Origin of the sequence: Rhodococcus sp. NPDC049939 (assembly GCF_040656415.1) — a bacterium.
Classification (GTDB): domain Bacteria; phylum Actinomycetota; class Actinomycetes; order Mycobacteriales; family Mycobacteriaceae; genus Rhodococcus_F.
The window spans coordinates 1,178,888-1,200,521 of the sequence record NZ_JBFAMC010000001.1 but is presented as its reverse complement, the minus strand read 5'-3'; the positions used below and the strand labels follow the sequence as shown (position 1 = coordinate 1,200,521).

22 protein-coding genes and 1 pseudogene are annotated in these 21,634 nt (G+C 64.1%); 11 read left to right on the top strand and 12 right to left on the bottom strand.

Annotation, left to right across the window (positions count from 1 at the left end):
* Positions 1-449 precede the first annotated feature (449 nt).
* The 3 genes from AB0I57_RS05475 to AB0I57_RS05465 form a co-directional block, all read right to left on the bottom strand.
* Positions 450-1,721, bottom strand: coding sequence for a YncE family protein (locus AB0I57_RS05475; RefSeq protein WP_358330918.1), 1,272 nt, complete (start codon positions 1,719-1,721; stop codon positions 450-452).
* A gap of 370 nt (positions 1,722-2,091) precedes the next feature.
* Positions 2,092-3,060 (bottom strand): beta-propeller fold lactonase family protein, encoded by a 969-nt coding sequence (locus AB0I57_RS05470; RefSeq protein ID WP_358330915.1) that lies wholly within the window; start codon positions 3,058-3,060, stop codon positions 2,092-2,094.
* 722 nt (positions 3,061-3,782) lie between these two features.
* On the bottom strand, positions 3,783-4,952 hold the full coding sequence (locus AB0I57_RS05465) for a DUF3152 domain-containing protein (protein ID WP_358330912.1): 1,170 nt from the start codon (positions 4,950-4,952) through the stop codon (positions 3,783-3,785).
* A 268-nt stretch (positions 4,953-5,220) separates the two neighbouring features.
* Here AB0I57_RS05465 and AB0I57_RS05460 point away from each other — a divergent pair, with 268 nt between their 5' ends.
* Complete coding sequence (locus AB0I57_RS05460; RefSeq protein ID WP_358330910.1) at positions 5,221-5,892, top strand: TetR/AcrR family transcriptional regulator; 672 nt, start codon at positions 5,221-5,223, stop codon at positions 5,890-5,892.
* 57 nt (positions 5,893-5,949) lie between these two features.
* On the opposite strand, the gene AB0I57_RS05455 is transcribed toward AB0I57_RS05460, so the two are convergent.
* A complete protein-coding gene (locus tag AB0I57_RS05455) occupies positions 5,950-6,177 on the bottom strand; it encodes a DUF3107 domain-containing protein (protein ID WP_358333177.1) in 228 nt (75 codons plus the stop codon).
* Between the two features lie 140 nt (positions 6,178-6,317).
* The gene (locus AB0I57_RS05450; RefSeq protein WP_358330907.1) at positions 6,318-6,998 is read right to left on the bottom strand and encodes a ferritin-like fold-containing protein; all 681 of its coding nucleotides are present in this window, start codon (positions 6,996-6,998) and stop codon (positions 6,318-6,320) included.
* A 316-nt stretch (positions 6,999-7,314) separates the two neighbouring features.
* Between AB0I57_RS05450 and AB0I57_RS05445 the strand changes: the two genes are divergently transcribed.
* Genes AB0I57_RS05445 through AB0I57_RS05435 form a run of 3 tightly spaced genes read left to right on the top strand, consistent with a single transcriptional unit; the run spans position 7,315 to position 11,008 of the window.
* Entirely contained in the window at positions 7,315-8,901 is a 1,587-nt protein-coding gene (locus AB0I57_RS05445; RefSeq protein WP_358330904.1) for a DEAD/DEAH box helicase, read from the top strand.
* 9 nt (positions 8,902-8,910) lie between these two features.
* Positions 8,911-10,125: a hypothetical protein gene (locus AB0I57_RS05440; RefSeq protein WP_358330901.1), complete on the top strand. Its 1,215-nt coding sequence runs from the start codon at positions 8,911-8,913 to the stop codon at positions 10,123-10,125.
* Between the two features lie 52 nt (positions 10,126-10,177).
* Positions 10,178-11,008, top strand: coding sequence for an SDR family oxidoreductase (locus AB0I57_RS05435; RefSeq protein ID WP_358330898.1), 831 nt, complete (start codon positions 10,178-10,180; stop codon positions 11,006-11,008).
* Here AB0I57_RS05435 and AB0I57_RS05430 read toward each other — a convergent pair.
* Positions 10,980-11,777 carry a ParA family protein gene (locus AB0I57_RS05430; protein ID WP_358330895.1) on the bottom strand — a complete coding sequence of 266 codons (798 nt, stop codon included), beginning with the start codon at positions 11,775-11,777 and terminating at the stop codon, positions 10,980-10,982. The genes AB0I57_RS05435 and AB0I57_RS05430 overlap by 29 nt on opposite strands.
* An 83-nt stretch (positions 11,778-11,860) precedes the next feature.
* On the opposite strand from AB0I57_RS05430, the gene AB0I57_RS05425 reads away from it, so the two are divergent.
* Positions 11,861-12,475: an acid phosphatase gene (locus AB0I57_RS05425; RefSeq protein ID WP_358330892.1), complete on the top strand. Its 615-nt coding sequence runs from the start codon at positions 11,861-11,863 to the stop codon at positions 12,473-12,475.
* Positions 12,472-12,693: pseudogene (locus AB0I57_RS05420) on the top strand (GNAT family N-acetyltransferase); the annotation flags it as partial. The gene AB0I57_RS05425 and the pseudogene AB0I57_RS05420, both read left to right, overlap by 4 nt.
* A gap of 48 nt (positions 12,694-12,741) precedes the next feature.
* Here AB0I57_RS05420 and AB0I57_RS05415 read toward each other — a convergent pair.
* Positions 12,742-13,179 (bottom strand): hypothetical protein, encoded by a 438-nt coding sequence (locus AB0I57_RS05415; RefSeq protein ID WP_358330889.1) that lies wholly within the window; start codon positions 13,177-13,179, stop codon positions 12,742-12,744.
* A 74-nt stretch (positions 13,180-13,253) separates the two neighbouring features.
* On the opposite strand from AB0I57_RS05415, the gene AB0I57_RS05410 reads away from it, so the two are divergent.
* Positions 13,254-14,210 (top strand): diacylglycerol kinase family protein, encoded by a 957-nt coding sequence (locus AB0I57_RS05410; protein ID WP_358330886.1) that lies wholly within the window; start codon positions 13,254-13,256, stop codon positions 14,208-14,210.
* Positions 14,211-14,464: 254 nt separating this feature from the next.
* Complete coding sequence (locus AB0I57_RS05405) at positions 14,465-14,719, top strand: WhiB family transcriptional regulator (protein ID WP_070378030.1); 255 nt, start codon at positions 14,465-14,467, stop codon at positions 14,717-14,719.
* Between the two features lie 88 nt (positions 14,720-14,807).
* Here the strand turns inward: AB0I57_RS05405 and AB0I57_RS05400 are convergent, their stop codons facing one another.
* The 4 genes from AB0I57_RS05400 to AB0I57_RS05385 form a co-directional block, all read right to left on the bottom strand.
* The gene (locus AB0I57_RS05400) at positions 14,808-16,319 is read right to left on the bottom strand and encodes a histidine kinase N-terminal domain-containing protein (protein WP_358330882.1); all 1,512 of its coding nucleotides are present in this window, start codon (positions 16,317-16,319) and stop codon (positions 14,808-14,810) included.
* Positions 16,320-16,339: 20 nt separating this feature from the next.
* Positions 16,340-16,555 carry a biotin/lipoyl-binding carrier protein gene (locus AB0I57_RS05395; RefSeq protein ID WP_358330880.1) on the bottom strand — a complete coding sequence of 72 codons (216 nt, stop codon included), beginning with the start codon at positions 16,553-16,555 and terminating at the stop codon, positions 16,340-16,342.
* Between the two features lie 251 nt (positions 16,556-16,806).
* Positions 16,807-17,088 carry a mycothiol system anti-sigma-R factor gene (rsrA, locus tag AB0I57_RS05390; protein WP_358330877.1) on the bottom strand — a complete coding sequence of 94 codons (282 nt, stop codon included), beginning with the start codon at positions 17,086-17,088 and terminating at the stop codon, positions 16,807-16,809.
* Positions 17,085-17,735, bottom strand: a complete 651-nt coding sequence (locus tag AB0I57_RS05385; protein ID WP_358330874.1) for a sigma-70 family RNA polymerase sigma factor — start codon at positions 17,733-17,735, stop codon at positions 17,085-17,087. Before AB0I57_RS05385 ends, rsrA begins: the two co-directional genes overlap by 4 nt.
* A 177-nt stretch (positions 17,736-17,912) precedes the next feature.
* Here AB0I57_RS05385 and ybaK point away from each other — a divergent pair, with 177 nt between their 5' ends.
* On the top strand, positions 17,913-18,407 hold the full coding sequence (gene ybaK, locus AB0I57_RS05380) for a Cys-tRNA(Pro) deacylase (RefSeq protein ID WP_358330871.1): 495 nt from the start codon (positions 17,913-17,915) through the stop codon (positions 18,405-18,407).
* Here the strand turns inward: ybaK and AB0I57_RS05375 are convergent.
* The gene (locus tag AB0I57_RS05375) at positions 18,394-19,158 is read right to left on the bottom strand and encodes an SOS response-associated peptidase (RefSeq protein ID WP_358330869.1); all 765 of its coding nucleotides are present in this window, start codon (positions 19,156-19,158) and stop codon (positions 18,394-18,396) included. The two genes, ybaK and AB0I57_RS05375, sit on opposite strands and share 14 nt — an antisense overlap.
* A gap of 80 nt (positions 19,159-19,238) precedes the next feature.
* Here AB0I57_RS05375 and aroA point away from each other — a divergent pair, with 80 nt between their 5' ends.
* Both aroA and rsgA read left to right on the top strand, forming a co-directional pair.
* The gene (gene aroA, locus AB0I57_RS05370; RefSeq protein WP_358330866.1) at positions 19,239-20,555 is read left to right on the top strand and encodes a 3-phosphoshikimate 1-carboxyvinyltransferase; all 1,317 of its coding nucleotides are present in this window, start codon (positions 19,239-19,241) and stop codon (positions 20,553-20,555) included.
* Positions 20,552-21,544 (top strand): ribosome small subunit-dependent GTPase A, encoded by a 993-nt coding sequence (gene rsgA / locus AB0I57_RS05365; RefSeq protein ID WP_358333174.1) that lies wholly within the window; start codon positions 20,552-20,554, stop codon positions 21,542-21,544. The genes aroA and rsgA overlap by 4 nt, the downstream gene beginning before the upstream one ends.
* The last annotated feature ends 90 nt before the right edge of the window (positions 21,545-21,634 follow it).

Genomic DNA, 21,634 nt, shown 5'->3' with positions numbered 1-21,634 from the left:
TCCTGATCGGTTGTACGACGGGCTCCAACGATAGTGCCCTTGTTCCAACGCCCGCGCCGGGCCGATTCTTCCCGTTCAGGAAACGTGCTTGCTTTCAATGGGCCAGCGCATCACCGACGACAGCGGCTGTGGTGTTGGGGTGTACCCCGACACCACAGCCGCCAGTGGCAGGGAAACTCGTCATGTTGAAGTCGCCGCAACGGTTTTCCGACACCCGTTGGGTGTGCTCTCAGAGTCAAACCTGACATTTCGGGCCGGCATGCCACCTCGCCTGAGGTCTGAGTCGCTCAGCGAGGTCGATGAGAATCGAGGCCACCTACGTAAAACGCTCGGCTGGGATACCCCAGCCGAGCGTCTTGCGCGGTCTACTGGCCCCCTCTGAACCCACCCCTGTTGCGAGGACCCGTGGAACTTGGGGGGTGGGTGGGGGCGTTTCGTCGTCGCAGGTCCTACGATCCCGAGAACCCGAGCGATCCCAGGGAACCGGTCGACGGTGTGCCCGACGGTGTGTCGGTGATTTCGAGGACGACGGGCACGGTAGCGTCGTCGCCGATGCCGTTGGTGGCGGTGAAGGTGAACTCGAATTGTCCTGCGGTGGTAGGGGTTCCGGACAGCACATTCTCATTGAGAGTCAGGCCGTCGGGCAGGGTGCCGGCGGTGACGCTGGTGGGGGTGGGTTGTCCGGCGACGGTGAAGGTGTACTCGTAGGGCTGACCGACGACGCCGGCCGGCAATGTCATGGTCACCGTCGGTTCCCACTCGATCGCGATGACCGACACCGTGCCGCCGCCAGCGTTGGTGTCGCTGCCAGCGTTGGTGACGTAGGCGCGGGCGCCGTCCGGGGTGATCGCCACCCCGATCGGAAGGTCGCCGACGTCGATGGTTTCGGTGACGTCGAGGGTGGTGGTGTCGATCACCGATACCCTGTCGTCATCACGGCTGGTGACGTAGGCGCGGGCGCCGTCCGGGGTGATCGCCACCCGGGACGGATAGCTTCCGACCGTGATGGGGTTGCCGATGACGGCGTTGGTGCCGGTGTCGATCACCGACACGGAGCCGTCAAAGTAGTTGGCGACGTAGGCGCGGGCGCCGTCCGGGGTGATCGCCACCCCTTCCGCATTGCGGCCGCTGTCGATGGTGCCGGTGACGGTGTTGGTGGCGGTGTCGATCACCGACACGGTGCGGTCGTTGTAGTTGGTGACGTAGGCGCGTGTGCCGTCCGGGGTGATCGCCACCCCTATCGGACGGTCGCCGACGTCGATAGTGGTGGTGACGGTGTCGGTGGCGGTGTCGATCACCGACACCGTGTCGTCTTCCCTGTTCGTGACGTAGGCGTGGGCGCCGTCCGGGGTGATCGCCACCACGAGCGGAAGGTCGCCGACTGTGATGGGGTTGCCGATGACGGCGTTGGTGCCGATGTCGATCACCGACACGTTGTCGTCCCGCAGGTTGGCGACGTAGGCGCGGGCGCCGTCCGGGGTGATCGCCACGCCGGACGGGGTGTTTCCGACCCTGATGGGGTTGCCGATGACCGTGTTGGTGCCGGTGTCGATCACCGACACGGTGTGGTCGCTGAGGTTGGTGACGTAGGCGCGGGCGCCGTCCGGGGTGATCGCCACCCCGAACGGAGACGCACCGACCGGGATCGCGGTCTCGACGGTATCGGCTTGCGCCACCGGGCCGGCCGTGAGCATCAGTCCCGTCGCCAGGGCCGCGACCAACCCGGCTGTCCGTCCTCGGGTCGTGGCCCTCGAGCCCAGATCGGCCCCGCATCTTGGCGGAACAACGCTAGTGGCGTGCCTCATCGTGGTCGGAAGTCCTTTCTTGGGAGAGGGCCCGGTTGATGCGGGCGTCTCCACGGGTGCATGGAGGACAGGGTGAAACTGGACAGTCGCCCTGCGCGGGTGAGGACTCTACGGGACAAACCGGGACGAATTGTGCAATTTGCCACGATTCGCGCCGAAGGCTACGGACCGGGGGTGAGCTGGGAACCAGTGACGTGGGGGCTCCACCGGAATCACGCGCCCCGACACGAGAACGACCCCACCTGGAGAGGGTGGGGCGTTCTCGTTGTCTCAGGACCTACGATCCTCAGTTCCCGAGCAATCCCAAGGATCCGAACGATCCCAGAGACCCGGTCGGCGCTGCGTCGGTGATGTCGAGGACGACGGGGAGGTTGGCGTTGTCGCCGATGCCGTTGTCGGCGGTGACGGTGAACTCGAATTGTCCTGCGGTGGTGGGGGTTCCGGTAAGGACACCTTCGGAGAGAAGGGTCAGCCCGTCCGGCAGTGCGCCGGCGGTGACCCTGGTGGTGGGGGCCGGTAGCCCATCCATGGTGAAGGCGTATGCGTAGGCCTGTCCGACGACACCGGCCGGGGGAGTGCCGGTCAGCGTCGGCGCCCGCTCGATGGCGATCACCGACACGGTGTCACTGCTCCGGTTGGTGACGTAGGCGCGGGCGCCGTCGGGGGTGATCGCTACCCCGGACGGCTCATCGCCGACGTTGATGGTTTCGGTGACGTCGAGGGTGGTGGTGTCGATCACCGACACCCTGTCGTCATCACGGCTGGTGACGTAGACGCGGGCGCCGTCGGGGGTGATCGCCACCGCAGACGGAAAGTTCCCGACCGTGATGGGGTTGCCGATGACGGCGTTGGTGCCGGTGTCGATCACCGACACGGTGAAGTCCAGGTAGTTGGTGACGTAGGCGCGGGCGCCGTCGGGGGTGATCGCCACCCCGGACGGGGAGTCGCCGACGCCGATGGTGGTGACGGTGTTGGTGGCGGTGTCGATCACCGATACCGTGTCGTCGTTCCAGTTGGTGACGTAGGCGTGGGTGCCGTCGGGGGTGATCGCCACCTTGATCGGGTAGTCGCCGGCGGCGAGGGTGTTGATGACGGTGTTGGTGGCGGTGTCGATCACCGACACGGTGTCGTCGCTGGGGTTGGTGATGTAGGCGCGGGCACCGTCCGGGGTGATCGCCACCTCGGACGGACCCACGCCGACCGGGATCGCGGTCTCGACGGTATCGGCTTGCGCCACCGGGCCGGCCGTGAGCATCAGACCCGCCGCCAGAGTGGCGACGAACCCCGGCGCGCATCATCGCCGTGTGCGGATCCGACCTCCAAGGCAGGGCGGGTCAATGGTGTTGTACGACATCGTGATCTGACTCCTTCGGCCAATGGGGAGAGACGGATCGCACGGCATCGCTGCGGCTGCATCCGCAGGGCGAAAGACTGAAACCGTATAGTCCCCCGTGCACCGAGCGGACTATACGGAATATTGGGACAAACCGCCCAAATCGATACGATTCGCTGGGGCGGGGCTGCGGAGAGACTGTTCCGTGAACCGGGTTGCTTTCAGTGGGTCAGCGCATCACCGACGATGGCGGGTCAGCTCCAGAAGATCGGGTCGCCACCGTGTTCGATGTGATCGAGGTTCGATGTGATCGAGCAAGTCCTGAACGTGCGGGCTCGGTTCCAGGAACCGGTAGCGGAGCAAGGCAAGGTTCCGGTCCCGTCAATACAACGTCCACAACCCGGTCTTCTTGTGTAGTGCAACCGAGCGATCGGGAATCGTGTCCACCGCGGACCGAGGTACTCCCGCCGTGGTGGCCGGGATTCTCAAATCGTCAGGTGCCGTGGCGCAATGTCGCGTTCGACTCGGATCTCGTGACGATATCGTTCGGGAACTCTGCTCGCGCAATACTGCAGGACCCGCGCGACATCTAGTTCGGGGAGCACCGCCAACGATGTCACCCCGGTCCGAGTTCGCGACGCCGTCTACGCGCGAGGGTACGGCCAAGGGTTGAAACGGCAGGTGAGGCCGTTCATCGGCACGACGCCTTCGGGGTCCAGTTTCGCGATGTCGTCGTTCGCAGTCCCGAAGGTCTGCTGCATCATCACGGGCGCCAGACCGTTCTGCGTTTCGCACGGCTGGTGAGCTTCGTAGCCGATGGCATGACCGACCTCGTGGTTGATCTGATATTGGCGGTACGAGCCGATGTCGCCCTGGAAGTCAATGGCGCCCCGCACCCAGCGAGGCTCATTGAGCACCACCCTGCCCATGCCGGGGTTGTAACAAGAACCCTCGAGTTCGATGTCGTATCCGCAGGCTTCACGTGTCGTCATCTGCGAGGTGAGCGAAATTCGAAAGTCTGGGTCGCCTTCATCGACACGACGGAACGCGAAGCGCGGATCGTTCGTCCAACTCTTCGGGTTCGCCAGTGTCTGGTCGACCATCCGGCCGAAGGACTCGTCACCGCCGAACCCGGTGGTGTCGATTCCGTTCTCCACCTCCACCGTGTACGTGAACTCTCGTTCGGTACCTTCACCGACCTTCGGTCCGCTTCCTGGGACGACGTGCCACGTACCGGCACCCTCGACCGCAAACGGACCGCCGGCGGGTAGCGCACCGGACGGGAGGTCGGCAGCGAAACTGCCGTCGGCCGCAGGTGGGTTGTCGGTGACGCCGGAGCTGTCGGCGTCATGCGAGGCAGTGCCGTATCCCGGTGTATCGGTCCGGCCCATCACCTCTTCCCGTCCGGTGCTCCGGGCTGCATCGAACACGACGAGAACGGTGACGACCATCAGTACCGGAATCGCATATGCGCGCCAGCCGTACCGAGAGACGAACCGGCCGATCCGGCTCTGCTTTCGAGCTCTTCGTACCGGCCGCGGGTTCCGAGGCCTAGTGGAATCTGGTCTGGTCGGGTCCCACTGTGCGCGAAGTGGTTGGTGCGACGGCGGTTGTTGTGACTGTGATGGATATGCCCACGTCTGCGGAACCCGTAAAGAGTGCGGGCGAACATCATGCTGGTCGCTGACGCGCGATCGTTCTCGCTGATCAGCGCCGCGTGATCGTCTTCGCTGGTGAGCACCTCGTGAGCGCTTTCCATCCTCGAATCCGTCGGGAGCTCGGCCGCGGGTTCGCGGTCCTCCTCGGTCAGTCACCCGATCAGAATGTCACAATTCGACACCACCTCGACCCAGCGTTCGCCCCGCAGATTCTCCGGCGTGTCACCCCAGATCGTCGTGCAATGATTCGGCTAACTGACTCACCAGTACGAACAATGGATGCTGCGATGTAGTTACCGGTCAGGCAATATCCTGGACGTTGTGAACACAACATGTCCGCCGTGATAGGACACCTACGCGCGGGTATCGTTCACACAGTTAGTACAGAATGTGACGAGGTCTACTTGTGCAGAATGGAAGTGTTATGACTGAACTCGCGGATCGGACCAACTCCGATCGCGACGCCACCACCGGAAAGGGTGCCGGGGCGCGTCGCAGCGCGCGGCTTCCCCGCGACGCTCGTCGGCTTCAGCTACTGGCCGCTGCCAGCGAGGTTTTCGTCACACGCGGGTATCACGCCGCCGGAATGGACGAGATTGCGGAATGCGCCGGAGTAAGCAAGCCGGTCTTGTATCAGCACTTTCCAGGCAAGCTCGAACTGTACATCGCGGTACTGCAGAGTCACGTCGACAGCCTGATCTCAGGTGTCCGGCAAGCACTGCGCTCGACCACCGACAACAAGCAGCGCGTCCGTGCTGCCGTACAGGCATTCTTCGACTTCGTCGACAACGACTCGCAAGGTTTTCGTCTCGTGTTCGAGTCGGACCTCATGGGCGAGTCGCAGGTGCAGAGTCGTGTCGAGCACGCCACCGAAGCCTGCGTGGACGCCGTGTTCGACCTCGTCAGCCAAGACTCTGGACTCGATCCCTACCGCGCTCGCATTCTCGCTGTGGGTCTCGTCGGCGCCAGCCAGTTCACTGCACGGTACTGGCTCGAAGCCTCTCGGCCGATCCCCAAGGAAGAGGCGGTCGACATCACCGTCACCCTCGCCTGGGGCGGCCTCTCACGCGTTCCTCTTCATACCGATCAACGCTGAGCACCGGTATCGAAAATGGCCCGCAGTCGAGATGACTGCGGGCCCCTTTTCAGCTGCTCACTCGGTGGGAGCGAATCCGACCCGGCGAGCATCGGACGGGCCGATCTCCACGTAGGCGATCTTGCCGGACTGAACCAGGTACTTACGGCCTTTGTCATCCTGCAAGGACAAGATCCCGCCGCCATCGAGGGCACCCGAGACCAACGCCTCGACCTCTTCCGAACTCTGCTCGCTGCTGACGATGAGCTCACGCGGGCTGTCGATTACACCGATCTTGACCTCCACGGTCAACCTCCGAACTCTCCGATAAACATCAGCTGTCCTGGCCAGGCTAGTGCAGTGGCGCCCGTGGTTGCGCGTCCGCACGCTGTGCCCTGAGCGAACACGACGGCGGTGCCGTCACACGAGGCACGACGGCGGTGCCATCACACGAGGCCGAGTACTTCCATGCGTTCGGCGTGCATTTCCTGCATACGGTCGAACAGTGCCACGACACCGTTGAGATCTCCGGACGCGGAGATGACGAGGTCGGTGAGTGCTTCGCGCTGGGCCAGAACGTACTGCGCCTGGGTGACGGCCTCACCGAGCAGTCGCCGGCCCCACAACATGAGACGATCCTTGTCCCGTTTGCTGGCCTTTATCGCCTCCTGCACTTCTTGCACGACGAATTCCGAGTGTCCGGTCTGCGAGAGCACCTCTTCTACTGTCCGCGCAGCTTCCGTAGGCAGCGAGTGCCCGATCTCGCGATAGAAGTCCGCCGCTATTCCGTCGCCGACGTACGCCTTCACCAACGCTTCGAGCCACGTCGACGGGGTGGTGGATGCGTGGTAGTCGTCGAGGGCGCGGACGAATGGATCCATCGCCTCGTAGATGTCGAAACCCCGCGCGGTCAGAGCCTCCTCCAGCATCTCGAAGTGACCCATCTCCGCGGCTGCCATACTCGCGAGCGCCACTTTCCCACGTAAGGTCCGGGCCATCTGAGCGTCCTCGGACAAGCGGTAGAAGGCAGAGATTTCGCCGTATGCGAGAACGGCAAAGAGCTCGCTGACCCCCGGGTGATCAGCGGGAATGACGGGGCCGGAGGATGCCGGCGTGTTGGACTCCATGCCGCCAAAGCCTAGCTTGCCAGGCGGTGACGTTTGCCATGCGTAACCATGTATGAGACGTTCTCCGGCTACAATGATCGTGGGCAACCACTGTTCAACCGTTCTCCGTCACGGGGAGCGTCGGTTAGTGACGATCACGATCCGATCCACGGTTCCCACCGATAATGAGCGCGCACCTGATCGAAGGTCCCCGCCGTGCCTCGCCGGAATCTGGGATTTCTGCGCTGAGGCACAGGCTGGAGCTACTCGGTAGAGGACATCGACAAGCGTCGACTGGGAAATTGGGCCGACCAGCGGCCTCGCCCTTACCTCATGCGTGCGTGCGGCTACGAGGAAGGCCAGTCCCCTGAGCAAGATCACCGTCGACCACGAAGATGACGCATCCGAGACGACACTGTCTGCGCAACTCGACTCCACACATATCGCTCCGACGTTCGCCGAACTCGGAGTCGACAACGACATCGTCCGCGCCCTCGATGAGATCGATATCCAGCGCACGTTCGCAATCCAGGAGTTGACGCTTCCGCTCGCCCTTGCCGGTGAGGACCTGATCGGCCAAGCCCGCACGGGCATGGGCAAGACGTTCGGCTTCGGCGTGCCGCTGCTCCACCGCATTTCCACCGGTACCACTGGAACCGCCGCGCTCGACGGAACGCCTCGCGCGCTAGTCATCGTCCCGACCCGGGAGCTGTGCATCCAGGTCAGCAAGGACCTCGAGAACGCCGCCAAGTATCTCCGGGGCCAGAAGGACGAACTCGAAGTACTGGCCATCTACGGCGGCCGTCCCTACGAGACCCAGATCGCAACCCTGCAAGAAGGCGCCGATGTGGTAGTGGGTACGCCGGGCCGTCTATTGGACCTGGCCAACCAGGGACACCTGATCCTCGGCAAAGTCGAGGTACTGGTGCTCGACGAGGCAGATGAGATGCTCGATCTCGGATTCCTCCCCGACATCGAGCGAATCCTCGGGATGGTTCCGGACAGGCGTCAGACCATGTTGTTCTCCGCCACCATGCCGGGCCCGATCATTACGCTCGCCCGGACGTTCCTGAATCAGCCGACGCACATCCGGGCAGAACAAGCCGAGACCTCGGCGGTCCACGAACGAACCAGCCAGCACATCTATCGCGCCCACGCACTCGACAAGGCGGAGATGGTCGCACGCGTGTTGCAGGCAGACGGGCGCGGCGCGACGATGATCTTCACACGGACCAAGCGCACGGCCCAGAAGGTGGCCGACGAACTTGCCGAGCGTGGATTCGCGGTCGGAGCCGTGCATGGCGACCTCGGCCAGATTGCCCGTGAAAAGGCACTGAAATCGTTCCGGTCAGGCAAGATCGACGTCCTCGTGGCGACCGACGTCGCAGCGCGAGGTATCGACATCGACGATGTCACCCACGTCATCAACTACCAGTGCCCCGAGGACGAGAAGACCTACGTCCACAGGATCGGCCGCACGGGCCGCGCTGGGCGCGCTGGTGTCGCGGTGACACTCGTCGATTGGGATGACATCCCGCGCTGGCGACTTATCGACCAAGCTCTGGGCCTCGGCCTGCCCGAACCCCTCGAGACCTACTCCAGTTCCCCCCACCTGTACGAGGAATTGTCGATCCCTGCAGAGTCGACAGGCACCATCAAGTCGACGTCCGGGAAGAGGGGAGCGCCGGCCGAGGAAGACGAAGGCGCGGCCCGCAGCGACCGCCCGGCGCGCAAACGCACCCGGCGCCGCACTCGTGGGGGCCGACCGGTGGACACTGCCGGTGCGACGTCCGTGGCGCCTGAACCGACCGCGCCCGACTCCACGACTTCGACCGCGGATACCGAAGGTGAAGGTGCACCCAAGCCCCGACGTCGGCGTCGGCGTCGGACCTCGAAGGTCGGCGTCACGACGAACACGGAATAATCAACGGTCGTGCTTGCACCTGAGCGGCGCTCACGTGCCGACCTCATCATCGCTGCCGGTATCGCACTGGCAGTCCTGGTGGCTTTCACGGTGGTGTGGTTGCGCAGCGATGCCCGCAAGACCACATCGGTCACCGCCGCGGAGCCGCCGCCCGCGCTGGTCACCGCTCAGTCGGTGCCGCCGACGCTGAACCCGACCTGGGAGTCGCCTAGTTCCGCCACCACCACACCTCTTGTCGCGGGTGGTGCCGTCGTCACCGCGGAGGGCGGAGAGGTCGTGGGACGTGACGCTTTGTCCGGCACCGAGCTTTGGCGCTATCAGCGCAGTCTCGCACTGTGCGGTGTGACAGCCGAGTGGGAGAAGATCGTGGCCGTCTACCGTGACCACCGCGGGTGCTCTCAGGTCACTGAACTCGACGGGGGTACCGGCCGGCGCCTGGCACAGCGGACCAGCGACGCAGATTCCGAAGTGACTGTGCAATCGGATGGGACGTACGTGTCCTCCCTCGGTGACAGCAGGCTGGAGCTGTGGCGTTCGGATCTCGTGCGCACCGTCGAGTACGGCCGGGTCGATGCGCCCGTGAACCCTGGCGACCAACCGCGAAGTGGATGCGAACTCATCGACGCCGACTCGAGCAGCAGTCGACTGGCCGTACTCGAGCGCTGCCCCGGCGAGGTCGCCGACAGGCTGACGATCATGAATCCCTCCCCCAAGGACAATCGGGAACCTGAGGAGTACGGCTCCAGCGTCCTCGCTGCACTCGACGCCGGCGTCGAGGGTGCCCGCATCCTCGGCGTGTCCGGCGAGACCACCGCCGTATACCTCCCTCCCGGCAGAACCAGCGGACCCCGAATCGGATTGTTCGATGGTGCAGGCAACCCCGTTTCCGAGTACGCCCTCTCCGTCCCGGTGAGCGCGGATCAGGCCACGACGACGAACGGTTCGGTGGTCACCTGGTGGACGGGTACGGCCGTGGTTGTGCTCGGCGCCTCGGACCTCGCGCCGCGTTGGACCTTCCCCGACGCCCTCGGCCCCGGTGCCGTGATGGCCGGGAACTTGCTGGTTCCAGTGGATTCCGGCATCGCCGTGCTCGATCTGTCGACTGGTTCGCAGATAAGAACGATTCCGGTAGAGCGCGAATCGAGGACGGAACCGATCACCACGACAGTGGCAGGCGACATCATCCTCGAACAGCGCGGCGGGCGGGTCGTTGCACTGAGCTGAGGCTCAGCGAACTCGGCAGCCTAACGTGCTGCAACGTGTTCTAATTCACGTCATGGCAACTTACGTAATCACTGGCGCGGCCTCAGGCATCGGGGCTGCCAGTCGCAGCAAGCTCGAGTCAGCTGGTCACACTGTCATTGGCGTGGACCTCGGACAAACCGACATCGTGGCAGACCTGTCGACCGCAGGGGGCAGAAGCGCCGCAGCGGCCGCGATCGACGAGGCGAGCGGAGGTGTCGTCGACGGCCTCGTGTGCTGCGCGGGGCTCGGATCACTCTCCCGGGTAACTGGCGGCAAACTCGTCGCAGTCAACTTCTTCGGGACGGTCGATCTCGTCACGGCACTGAAGCCCGCGCTCGAACGTGCCCGCAGCGCTTCGGTAGTGGTGATTTCGTCGAGCAGCACCACGACACAGCCCGGCATCCCGGAAAAGCTGGTGACCGCTTGCCTCGATCATGACGAGTCCGAAGCTGTCCGCATCGGCGACGAGGTGACCCCGATCCCCGCATACCCAGCGTCGAAACTCGCGCTCGCCTGGTGGATTCGCCGCGAAGCGGTGCGCACCGAATGGATCGGAAAAGGCATACGTCTCAACGCGATCGCACCGGGCATGATCGACACGCCGATGACCAATGGTGGCGACCTCGACCCCGAACTGGCAAAGTCCCTGGACTTCTACCCGATTCCGTTGGGCCGCCGTGGTCGCCCGGACGAGATCGCAGCAGTGGTCGAGTTCCTGCTCGGACCGGGCTCGACACTTTTCTGCGGAAGCGTGGTCTTCGCAGACGGCGGGACGGACGCCCAACTACGCCAACAAGATTGGCCTGCGGAATGGACTCCCACAGCTGACGAACTTACGCGTCACTTCCAGGCGAAAACGTGACCAGATCCGATCCCGCCCAGTGCTTGGCCAAGTTCTCGGCCAGGTCCTGATACGCCTGAGCACCCTTGTTTCTACGCCCCATCAGAACGGTGGCGCCAGACGCTGTGGCCTCTGCGAACCGCACCGTGCGGGGAATCGGCGGCGAGAGCAGGGGAAGGTCGTAGCGGTCGGACACATCGGCCAGGACGTCCCTGCTGTGCGTCGTGCGGGCGTCGTAGAGCGTCGGGAGCGCCCCGAGCAGGACCAGATCAGGATTGGTGATCTGCCTTACCTCGCTCACTGTGCGCAGCAATTGTCCGACGCCCCTGTGAGCGAGGGTCTCGCACTGTAGCGGTACCAGCACGGCATGCGCCGCTGTGAGCCCGTTCAGCGTGAGTACACCAAGCGATGGAGGGCAGTCGATGATCACGGTGTCGTAGTCGCCCAACAACGGCTCGAGAGCACGTTTGAGCGCGAACTCACGCCCGGGACGCATGAGCAACAATGCCTCCGCACCCGCCAGGTCGATTGTCGCGGGCAGGAGGGACACCCCGTCCTCGGTGTCGATCACTACGTTCCGCGCCGCCAGATCGCCGGTCAGCACCTCGTGAACCGACTCGTTCAACCGGTCAGGGTTGTGCCCGAGAGAGAACGTCAGGCACCCCTGCGGGTCGAGATCCACGACCAAGATCCTCTGTCCCAGCGCAGCCAGCGCTGCACCGAGAGAAGCGACCGTGGTGGTCTTCGCGACCCCACCTTTCTGATTTGCCACTGCCAGAACCGTCGTCACGGCCTTGATCCTTGCCTACTTCGCCCCGCCAAGCGACCCAATCCGCAATTTCGCTTCCACAATTTCACTGACATGATGGAAGAATGCCACCCAGTGATTCGCCGCGCGGCCGACGAATCGTCCTCCTCCGGCACGGTGAAACGGAATGGGCGCGTTGGGGTAAACACACGGGCCGAACCGACGTCCCACTCACCGAAGTGGGCGAATCCCAGGCGCGAAGAATCGGCCCGACTCTGGAAGCCCTCGAACTGCGAGACCCACTCGTGATCGTCAGCCCCCGGCAACGTGCCAAGCGAACAGCGCAGCTGGCAGGATTGCCGGTCCACCGGTCGTGGGATGGGCTGGAAGAATGGGACTACGGCATCTACGAAGGCATGACGACGCCCGAGATCAGGCAACAGGTGCCTGATTGGACCGTATGGACTCACCCCTGCCCACGGGGTGAACAGGCAGAGCAGATCCACAATCGATGCGACCTGGTTCTATCCGTCGCGCATTCGCAGCTCGCAGATCGGGACGTCATCCTCGTCGGGCACGGGCACTTCTCCCGCGCCCTCATCGCACGATGGGCGGACCTTCCCGTCACCGAGGGCCGACGATTCGCGATGTCGCCCGCAGCATATTCCGTCCTCGGTTTCGAACACGGCACGCAGCAGGTGATAACTCACAACATATCGGCCGATGAAGGCGCCAGTTGATCAGACGCGCTGTGCCCGAAGATGTTTCCGCGATCACCGACATGATCTGACAACTCGCCGAATATCAGAACGCCCGTGACGAGTGCACCGTCACAGCCGACCAGATGTGAGATGCCCTGTTCGGCTCGCAGCCGTCAACTTTCTCGCAAGTCGCGGTGAGCGACAGCGGCCGGGTTGTGGGAATTGCAGTCTGGTTCAGGAACTTCTCGACTTGGGACTGAACCCATGGCATCTACCTCGAAGACCTGTTCGTCAGCCAGGCAAAACTAACAGTCTGAGGGTTCGTCGGCGTCCGGGTCCTGGCCGTACTCGGCGGCCAACCACTTCGAAGTGGGACTGCTGAGCAGGCAGCCGAGTGCCGCGACCACCACAACTCCGAGAAGGATGCCGAAGAACGTTTGATGGGAATCGGTGAGCAGTGACCATGCGACCGGGAGCAGGAGTAGCTGAGCGACGATCGCGATCGCCCGACCCCAGCGCCGGCCGAAGATCAGAGCGAGGCCGGCGGCGAGCACCCCACCACCAAGGATCCCGAACCAGGCAGCGGTTCCGTACCCACTGGTGATGCTCTGGTCATGCCCGAGAAGTCCGCGCACCACCAACACGATGGCCAGAACGACAGCGACTGCGCCCTCGAGCGACACCAGTGCGCCCGCGACGCGGACCGTGGTAGGCGTTGACTTGCTGAGAGGCGGATTCGACACGCGGACAGCCTAGAACACGCCGTCGAACCCAGCCCAGGGACGGTGTCACCAGAGCACCGCTAGGCTTGCGTTCCGTGCGCGCACTGCTGATCGTCAACCCGAATGCCACCTCGACGACCCCAGCGGGGCGTGATCTCCTTGCGCACGCGGTATCGAGCAGAGTGCGATTGACTGTGGCGCACACCACTCACCGGGGGCACGCGGCAGAACTCGCTCAGCGCGCCCACTCGGACGGAATGGGATTGATCATTGTTCACGGCGGCGACGGCACGGTGAACGAAGCGGTCAACGGTCTCCTCGGCACCCCTGCGCCCCAATCGATTCGAGCGGGGGCGGCAAGATCCGTACCCCCGATCGCTGTTGTACCCGGAGGGTCGGCAAATGTCTTCGCGCGCTCACTCGGCATCGCGCACGACCCGGTGGATGCCACCAACCAGCTCATCGATCTTCTGACGCGCCGGGAGCGACGAAGGATCGGTCTCGCGCACTGTGACGGGCGCTGGTTCACATTCAACGCCGGTGTCGGCTGGGATGCGCAGGTGTGTGAGGCGGTCGACGCGCATCGCAAGAACGGACGCCCCGCCACGCCCGCGCAATACGTGCGCGCGGCAGTGAGGATCTTCTTCCGATCGAAGAACGCCGATCCGACGCTGACCGTCGAGGTTCCCGGTCACGAACCGGTCGAGGGCGTTCACTACGCGTTCGTATCGAACTCGAGTCCGTGGACCTATTTGAACACGCGAGAGATCCACACGAATCCCGACATCACCTACGACACCGGCCTCGGCGTTTTCGCGATGAAATCAACCGCACTCCTCACCACACTTCGGGTGGCCCGCCAACTGCTGACCCCGGGCACCCGAGCGAATTCGAAGCAACTGGTCCGCATCGACGACGTTCCGTCAGTACGGATCACGGCGTCCGAACCGATAGGTCTGCAGATGGATGGCGACTACATCGGTCTCCGCGAGACCGTCGAGTTCGTTTCCGTGCCCGATGCGCTCGATGTCGTCGCTCCCTCACAACCCTGAGTAATGCGTGAGAATCCCCATATCACACTAGCGAGGAGTGCATTCACTGGGGTAGAACAGATGGCGCACCTCACAGTGCAGCGACGCTGAGTGAGCCTGCCCACGGTACGGCGGATTTTGGTTGACATCCCGCCGGTTCGTGAAAGCATTCACGAACAACGCGCGTCGGCAAGGCCACGCGCAGATGAACTCACCAAGACAATGATTTCACCGGACAAGACGGTGCAGGACGCACCCAGTTAAGGAGCAGAAGGATGGACTGGCGCCACGAGGCTATCTGTCGTGACGAAGACCCCGAGTTGTTTTTCCCTGTGGGAAACAGCGGGCCGGCTCTCGCGCAGATTGCTGATGCCAAGGTTGTCTGCAATCGCTGCCCTGTGACCGCCGATTGCCTCGCGTGGGCACTCGAGTCGGGACAGGACGCCGGCGTTTGGGGAGGCATGAGCGAGGACGAACGGCGCGCACTCAAGCGCCGGAACGCTCGTACGCGAGCCCGCACCACCGTCTGACGGCAGCAGGAGCACGGGCCCGGCACCACATGGTGCCGGGCCGTTTTCTCGCCCGCACAGCCCTGAACCACGGAACCGGTCACAGATGTCACCGGCTTGGTACCGCAGAGCGGCGTCCGAGCGGAACCCGCAATATCGCATCGGTTCCACCATCGGCCCCGGGGTGCAACCCGAGGGAACCGTTCAACTCAGCGGCCACCAATGTCCGGACTATCTGCAGGCCGAGGCGATGGGACCGCTCGAGACTGAAGCCTGGGGGCAGGCCCCTGCCATCGTCGTGAATGATGACATCCAGCCATCGCGCGGACCGTTCGACCCGCATCGTGACCGTGCCAGGAACCCCGGGATCGAAAGCATGCTCGATCGCGTTCTGCACGAGTTCGGTCAACACCATCACCAGCGGAGTGGCACGTTCGGCCGAGAACACTCCAAGACTGCCTTCACGCAGGACCTTGATCGGTGTGTCAACCGTCGCCACGTCGGACAGGATGGGCACCAGCCGATCGACCACCTCGTCGAGATTCACCTGCTCGTCGACCGACATCGACAGCGTGTCGTGCACGAGCGCGATCGACCTCACGCGACGGACCGATTCGCTCAGCGCCCGACGCGCTTCTTCATTGTCGGTGCGCCGAGCCTGCAATCGTAGGAGCGCGGCCACGGTGTGCAGATTGTTCTTCACCCGATGGTGGATCTCACGGATCGTTGCATCCTTGCTGAGCAGAGCGCGATCGCGTCTCTTGACCTCGGTAACGTCCCGCACCACCACTGCGGCACCCACCCGCTGCCCACCAGGCTCGAGAAGCAGCGCACGGAGCAGGACCGTCGCACCCTTGGCCTCGATCTCCATCGGGCGGCCGGGTTTGTCCGCGATCGTGTCGCGGATGTATCCGGCCACTTCCTGTGACTCGAACGGATCTGTGACCAGGGATCTGGTGGTCGCCGCGAGATCGCGACCGATCAGATCGGAATTGAGACCCATCCGGTGATAGGCCGACAGCGCGTTGGGACTCGCGTACACCACGCGGCCGTCGGTATCGAGGCGTATGAAACCGTCTCCAGCGCGCGGACTCGAGTTCGTGTTCGATCGCGTTTCAGGGGTTGGGAAGGTGCCATCACTGATCATCTGGCAGAGGTCGGCTGCACAGTCGAGATAGGCGACCTCGAGCGGGCTCCGCGCCCGCTGGTAGGAAAGATTCGTGTCCCTGCTCAGGATCGCGATGACCTCCCCACCCCACCTGACCGGAACTGCGTCACTACTTGCCGGGGGTTGGGGATGACCGTCACCGTCTTCCGAGGGACAGACGCGGCGTCCCTCGAGCAGTGCCTGCCGCACCTGTGGGTGTTCCGACTCCGACACCACAGTCCCGACAACGTCCTCGGGGAATGCGGTCGACGCGGTGGTTGGCCTGCAATGCGCGACGCAGACGACGGTTCCTGCTCGGTCGGCGACGGCGAAATCCGTTCCGACCCAGAGCAAAACGTCGGCGAACGACAAATCCGCAAGCAACTGCCACTCACCAACGACTCGCTGGAGGTGGTCGACCGCTTCGCCTGGCAAGTCTGTGTGTTCGGCGAGCATATCGCTCAGAGTGGACATCGCGAATCGATTGTCTCAGCTCAGGAGATGACCGCGATGAGATCGCCTTGCTGGAGCACATCGCCGACCTTGACATCGACGGACGCGACCCTGCCCGGTTCCTCCGCGATTACCGGAATCTCCATTTTCATGGACTCCAGAATGATGAGGGTGTCGCCTTGCTTCACCTCGTCGCCCTCACTCACCACAACTTGGAACACCGTCGAAACCATTTCGGCGCGCACGTCTTCTGCCATCGCGATCCTTCACTCCCTCGTCGACCCCGGATGTCGACAAAACCCTGTTGCATAGACACCCAACCACACGTGGAACACTGGGGTGAATACGAAGGGAGATCTACTCATGGGTAAGCGTGGTCGTAAGAAGCGCAGTCGCAAAGGAAACGCCGCAAACCACGGCAAGCGTCCCAACGCCTGACACAGCAAAACGCGGGCCAGGGGCGGGATAGCATGAAAGCTTCCTGCCCCTGGCTCGCGTTCTCGACGTCCTACGATTCGCTGTCGGTATCAGTGGCCACGATCGTCCGCCGCAACTCGACACTGAGCCTCTGGCGCAGGCTTTCCGGCGCGGTCTCACCACCGCACTTGCGGTTCACCAGACTCTTGACCTTCTCCTCGATCCCATAGGCTTCGAGACACGCCCCGCACTCGTCGAGATGCCACTGTAGTCGCGCCCTCGTAGCCTCGTCGCATTCGCCGTCGAGCATCAGCCACACGTCCGCGATGACGGCGGAACAGTCGAGTTGCTGTGAATCGTCCTGCGCGCTCACTGGGAAACCTCCTGCTCCGAGCTCTGTATTGCCGCCACATCCGCCCCATCGCGATTAAATCCGCGTTCACGGGCGACATCGGCGAGAAGTCCCCGCAACTGCTTGCGTCCACGGTGCAACCGCGACATCACGGTCCCGATCGGGGTCCCCATGATGTCGGCGATCTCCTTGTACGGGAATCCCTCGACATCGGCGTAATAGACCGCCATCCTGAACTCCTCAGGCAACGCCTGCAGAGCCTGTTTGATGTCATCGTCGGGTAGTGCATCCAGGGCTTCGACCTCGGCAGACCGTAGACCACGGGACGAATGTTCCGCTGTCGCCGCCAATTGCCAGTCGGTGATCTCGTCCGTGGGGTACTGCGCGGGTTGACGTTGCTTCTTGCGGTACGAGTTGATGTACGTGTTCGTGAGAATTCGGTACAGCCATGCCTTGAGGTTCGTGCCCTCGCGGAAGGAACGAAACGCCGTGTAGGCCTTCACGTACGTTTCCTGGACGAGATCCTCGGCGTCTGCCGGATTTCTGGTCATCCGCAGCGCAGCACCATACAGTTGATCCACGAGCGGCAACGCATCCCTTTCGAAGCGCTCGATCAACTCGTCCTGCGGCTCGACTCGATCTTCCGTCGGAAGGTCATGTTCCTGCACGCTGATCCCTTCAGTCTCCGTGGGCGTCAAGGTTACCGCCAACTGAAGACGCGCCGTGGGCTCTGCTACACAAGACAGCACGATACCGGCCACTCCCCTCACTTGAAGTTGTTCCTGTGCACCTACAACACGACACGCGTCTCCTGTGTTCCCGATCGAGTGGCAGAGTGTCCTCCCATGGCCGCAAACGCCACCCCGGCGACGAAGATGCTGAATACGCACAACGTCAACCACCGCGTGCACAGCTATGTGCACGACCCGCGCGCCGCATCGTTCGGTTCCGAGGCCGTCGACGCACTGGGCAAGGCGGTCGGCGTCACCGCTCATCAGGTGCTGAAGACGCTGGTGATAAGGCTCGACTCGGGCGCGCTCGCGGTTGCTGTCCTGCCGGTACCGTCGAAGTTGTCGTTGAAGTCGGCCGCCGCAGCCCTGGGCGCGAAAGGCGCGGCGATGGCCGTTCAGAGGGAGGCGGAACGCTCCACCGGGTACGTCTTCGGGGGCATCTCCCCTCTCGGACAGCGCAAAGTTCTTCCGACGGTGGTCGACGCCTCGGCACTGAACTGGGAGAGGGTGCTGTGCAGTGCGGGGCGGCGCGGACTGGAAATCGAACTCGACCCGGTTGACCTCGTGCGGCTCTGCGCCGCTGTCACAGCCACGATCACAACAGGCTGATCTGATCTCCCACCTGCGATCCACCACGGCCTTCAGCCGGGCCGATCAGCTGAGGCCCATTGTTCTTCACGGAATTCACGAGCGTCGACACCCGCCGCACTGTGATGCCCGAAACGGCGTCGGGTGAGACGGCGAGCAGGTCCGTCGACGCCGCGTGGTCGGGGTCGAGCCACGCAGCCCACCGGTCTCGGGGCATCACGAGCGGCATTCGGTCGTGAACGTCTTCCAAATGGGCTGCGGAGTCGACCGTGATAATGCTGCAGCTCAGAACTGGAGCCGACTCCTCAACGGTACGGTCGTGCCAAACCGACCACAGACCGGCCATGTACAGCCGAGAGCCGTCTTCGGGCGACATGTAGTACGGGATCTTTCTCGCCCTGCTCGGCTTCTTCGTCGCCGCGCCCGCAGTGGCGGGCTCGATCTCGGTCTGCCACTCGTACCAACCGTCCATCGGGACGAGGCAGCGCTTGTGCCGAAACGCATTCCGGAACGCTGGTTTGGTGTCTACCGTGTCCGCCCGCGCATTGAACAACACCGGACCTTTTCCGACTTCGACGGCCCACGGCGGAACGAGACCCCACCGCATCCGCCTGATACGCCGGGCACCATGTCGATCGACGACCGTCAGCACTGCTGTTGTGGGCGCAACGTTGTAATCGGGTCGACTCGACTCCTCGCCCACCTCGTTGATCGCATCGAGGTCGGCTGCCAGGATCGCCGGGTCCGCTGTGGTCGCATACCTGCCGCACATACCACCAGGGTGGCAGGAACCACCGACAGTTGACCCGACACGCTGCCCACCGGTGCACCTCGCCCGCTCCATGAGCGAAGATGGAAGCCGTGAGACCGAGCCTGTGGAACGCCCCCCGCGCCGAAGCGCCCGTCGTTGCGACTGTGGCCCTCCCCGGATCCAAGTCCATCACCAACCGTGCGCTGATCCTCGCCGCACTCGCAGACGGTCCGTCAACCGTCACCGGGGCGCTCCGAAGCCGCGACACGGACCTGATGATCGACGCGCTGCGCGCGCTCGGCACTGTCGTTGACGAGGCCGCGGACAGCACCACGCTGCGAGTTACCCCGGGTTCGCTCCGAGGCGCCGCCGTCGACTGCGGTCTGGCCGGAACCGTCATGCGCTTTCTGCCCCCCGTTGCCACGCTCGCCGACGGCACCGTCCGATTCGACGGTGACGAGCAGGCGCGAACTCGTCCGCTCGGGACGATCCTGAGTGCCCTGCGCGGACTCGGAGCGGAGATCGACGGCGACGCGCTCCCCTTCACCGTCCGGGGAACCGGGTCGTTGCGCGGAGGGAGCATCACGATCGACGCATCCGCTTCCTCCCAGTTCGTCTCCGGCTTGCTGCTGTCGGCGGCCGCGTTCGACGACGGCGTCACCGTCCATCACGATGGCCTGGCCATTCCGTCCATGCCTCACATCGACATGACCGTGGAAATGCTGCGGCGGGCTGGTGTCGAGGTGTCTACGCCCGCAATGGGCGACGACGCCGATACCTGGCATGTCCGTCCGGGCACCATACGTGCCGTCGACTGGGTGATCGAGCCCGACCTTTCCAACGCGACCGCATTCCTCGCGGCCGCCGCGGTGACCGGCGGTGAGGTGACCGTACCGCTGTGGCCGACCAAGACCACCCAACCCGGTGACGCAATCCGTGAAATCCTGGCCATGATGGGCGCCGACATCCGCCTCGAGGGGGCGAACCTGACCGTGCGGGGGCCGCGGAAGCTGACCGGACTCGATATCGACCTCCATGACGTGGGTGAGCTCACTCCCACCGTTGCCGCACTCGCCGCACTCGCGGACGGCCCGTCGAATCTACGTGGCATCGCACATCTGCGCGGGCACGAGACCGACCGGCTCGCCGCACTCGCGGCCGAGATCAACTCGCTCGGGGGGAATGCCACCGAAACCGAGGACGGGCTGTCGATCGTCCCGGCAAAGCTACACGGAGGGACGTGGCGCTCCTACGCCGATCACCGAATGGCCACAGCAGGCGCCATCATCGGCCTGAATGTCGACGGCGTCGAGATCGAGGACATCGGGACCACCGCGAAGACACTACCTAGTTTCGAAAACATGTGGGCTGCAATGCTTTCCGATTCAGCGGACACCCAGCGGAAGGTAACCTCCTGAACCGCCGGCAGTACGACGAGTCCGACGTCCGAGTGCGTCCGGGCCGAGGAAGCCGCCCACGCACCAAAACGAGACCTGAACATCTCACCGCCGAATCTGCGATGGTCGTGTCGGTCGACCGCGGGCGGTGGGGCTGCGTGCTCGGTGGCGACCCGGACCGGTTGATCGTGACGATGCGGGCGCGCGAGTTGGGCCGCACCCCCATTGTGGTCGGCGACGAAGTCAGCGTCGTCGGTGATCTGTCCGGCAGGCCCGACACCCTCGCCCGCATCGTGCGAGTGGCCGAACGCACGACGGTTCTGCGACGCACCGCGGACGATACCGATCCGTACGAGCGGATCGTGGTGGCCAACGCGCAGCAGTTGCTGATCGTCGTCGCACTCGCAGACCCACCACCGCGAACCGGTTTCGTCGAGCGCGCCCTCGTGGCCGCATATGTGGGCGGGTTGAGTCCCATAGTCTGCCTGACCAAGAGTGACCTCGAGTCCCCGGAAGAGTTCGCGCGCACGTTCGCCGACCTCGACGTCCCCGTCGTCGTCGCGGGTCGCGACGATCCTGTCGACGAAGTGGTGTCCATGCTGTCGGGCCGAGTCACCGCGCTGATCGGCCATTCGGGTGTAGGCAAGTCGACCCTGGTCAACCGGCTGGTGCCCGACGCCGATCGGGCAGTCGGGGTGGTGTCCAATGTCGGCAAGGGACGCCACACCTCCACCCAGTCCGTCGCATTGCCGCTTCCAGCCGGCGGCTGGGTGATCGACACACCTGGAATCCGGTCTTTCGGGCTCGCACACATTTCGCCGGAGAACGTGGTGTCCGCGTTCTCCGACCTCGCCGCGACGATCGAGGACTGCCCGAGAGGATGCACGCATCTCGGGCCACCGGCAGACCCCGAGTGCGCGCTCGACGAGCTCACAGGCCAGTCCGCCGGTCGCGTCGAGGCGGTACGCCGACTGCTCGTCGCACTGATGTCGAACGAATCCTGGGCCTAGGCCGAGTATCGGCGAGAGACGCGAAGGCGAGTATCGAGAAGAGCCGCGAGCGGATACGACAGCCCCCGCGCGACCATGGCCCGGTTCGGG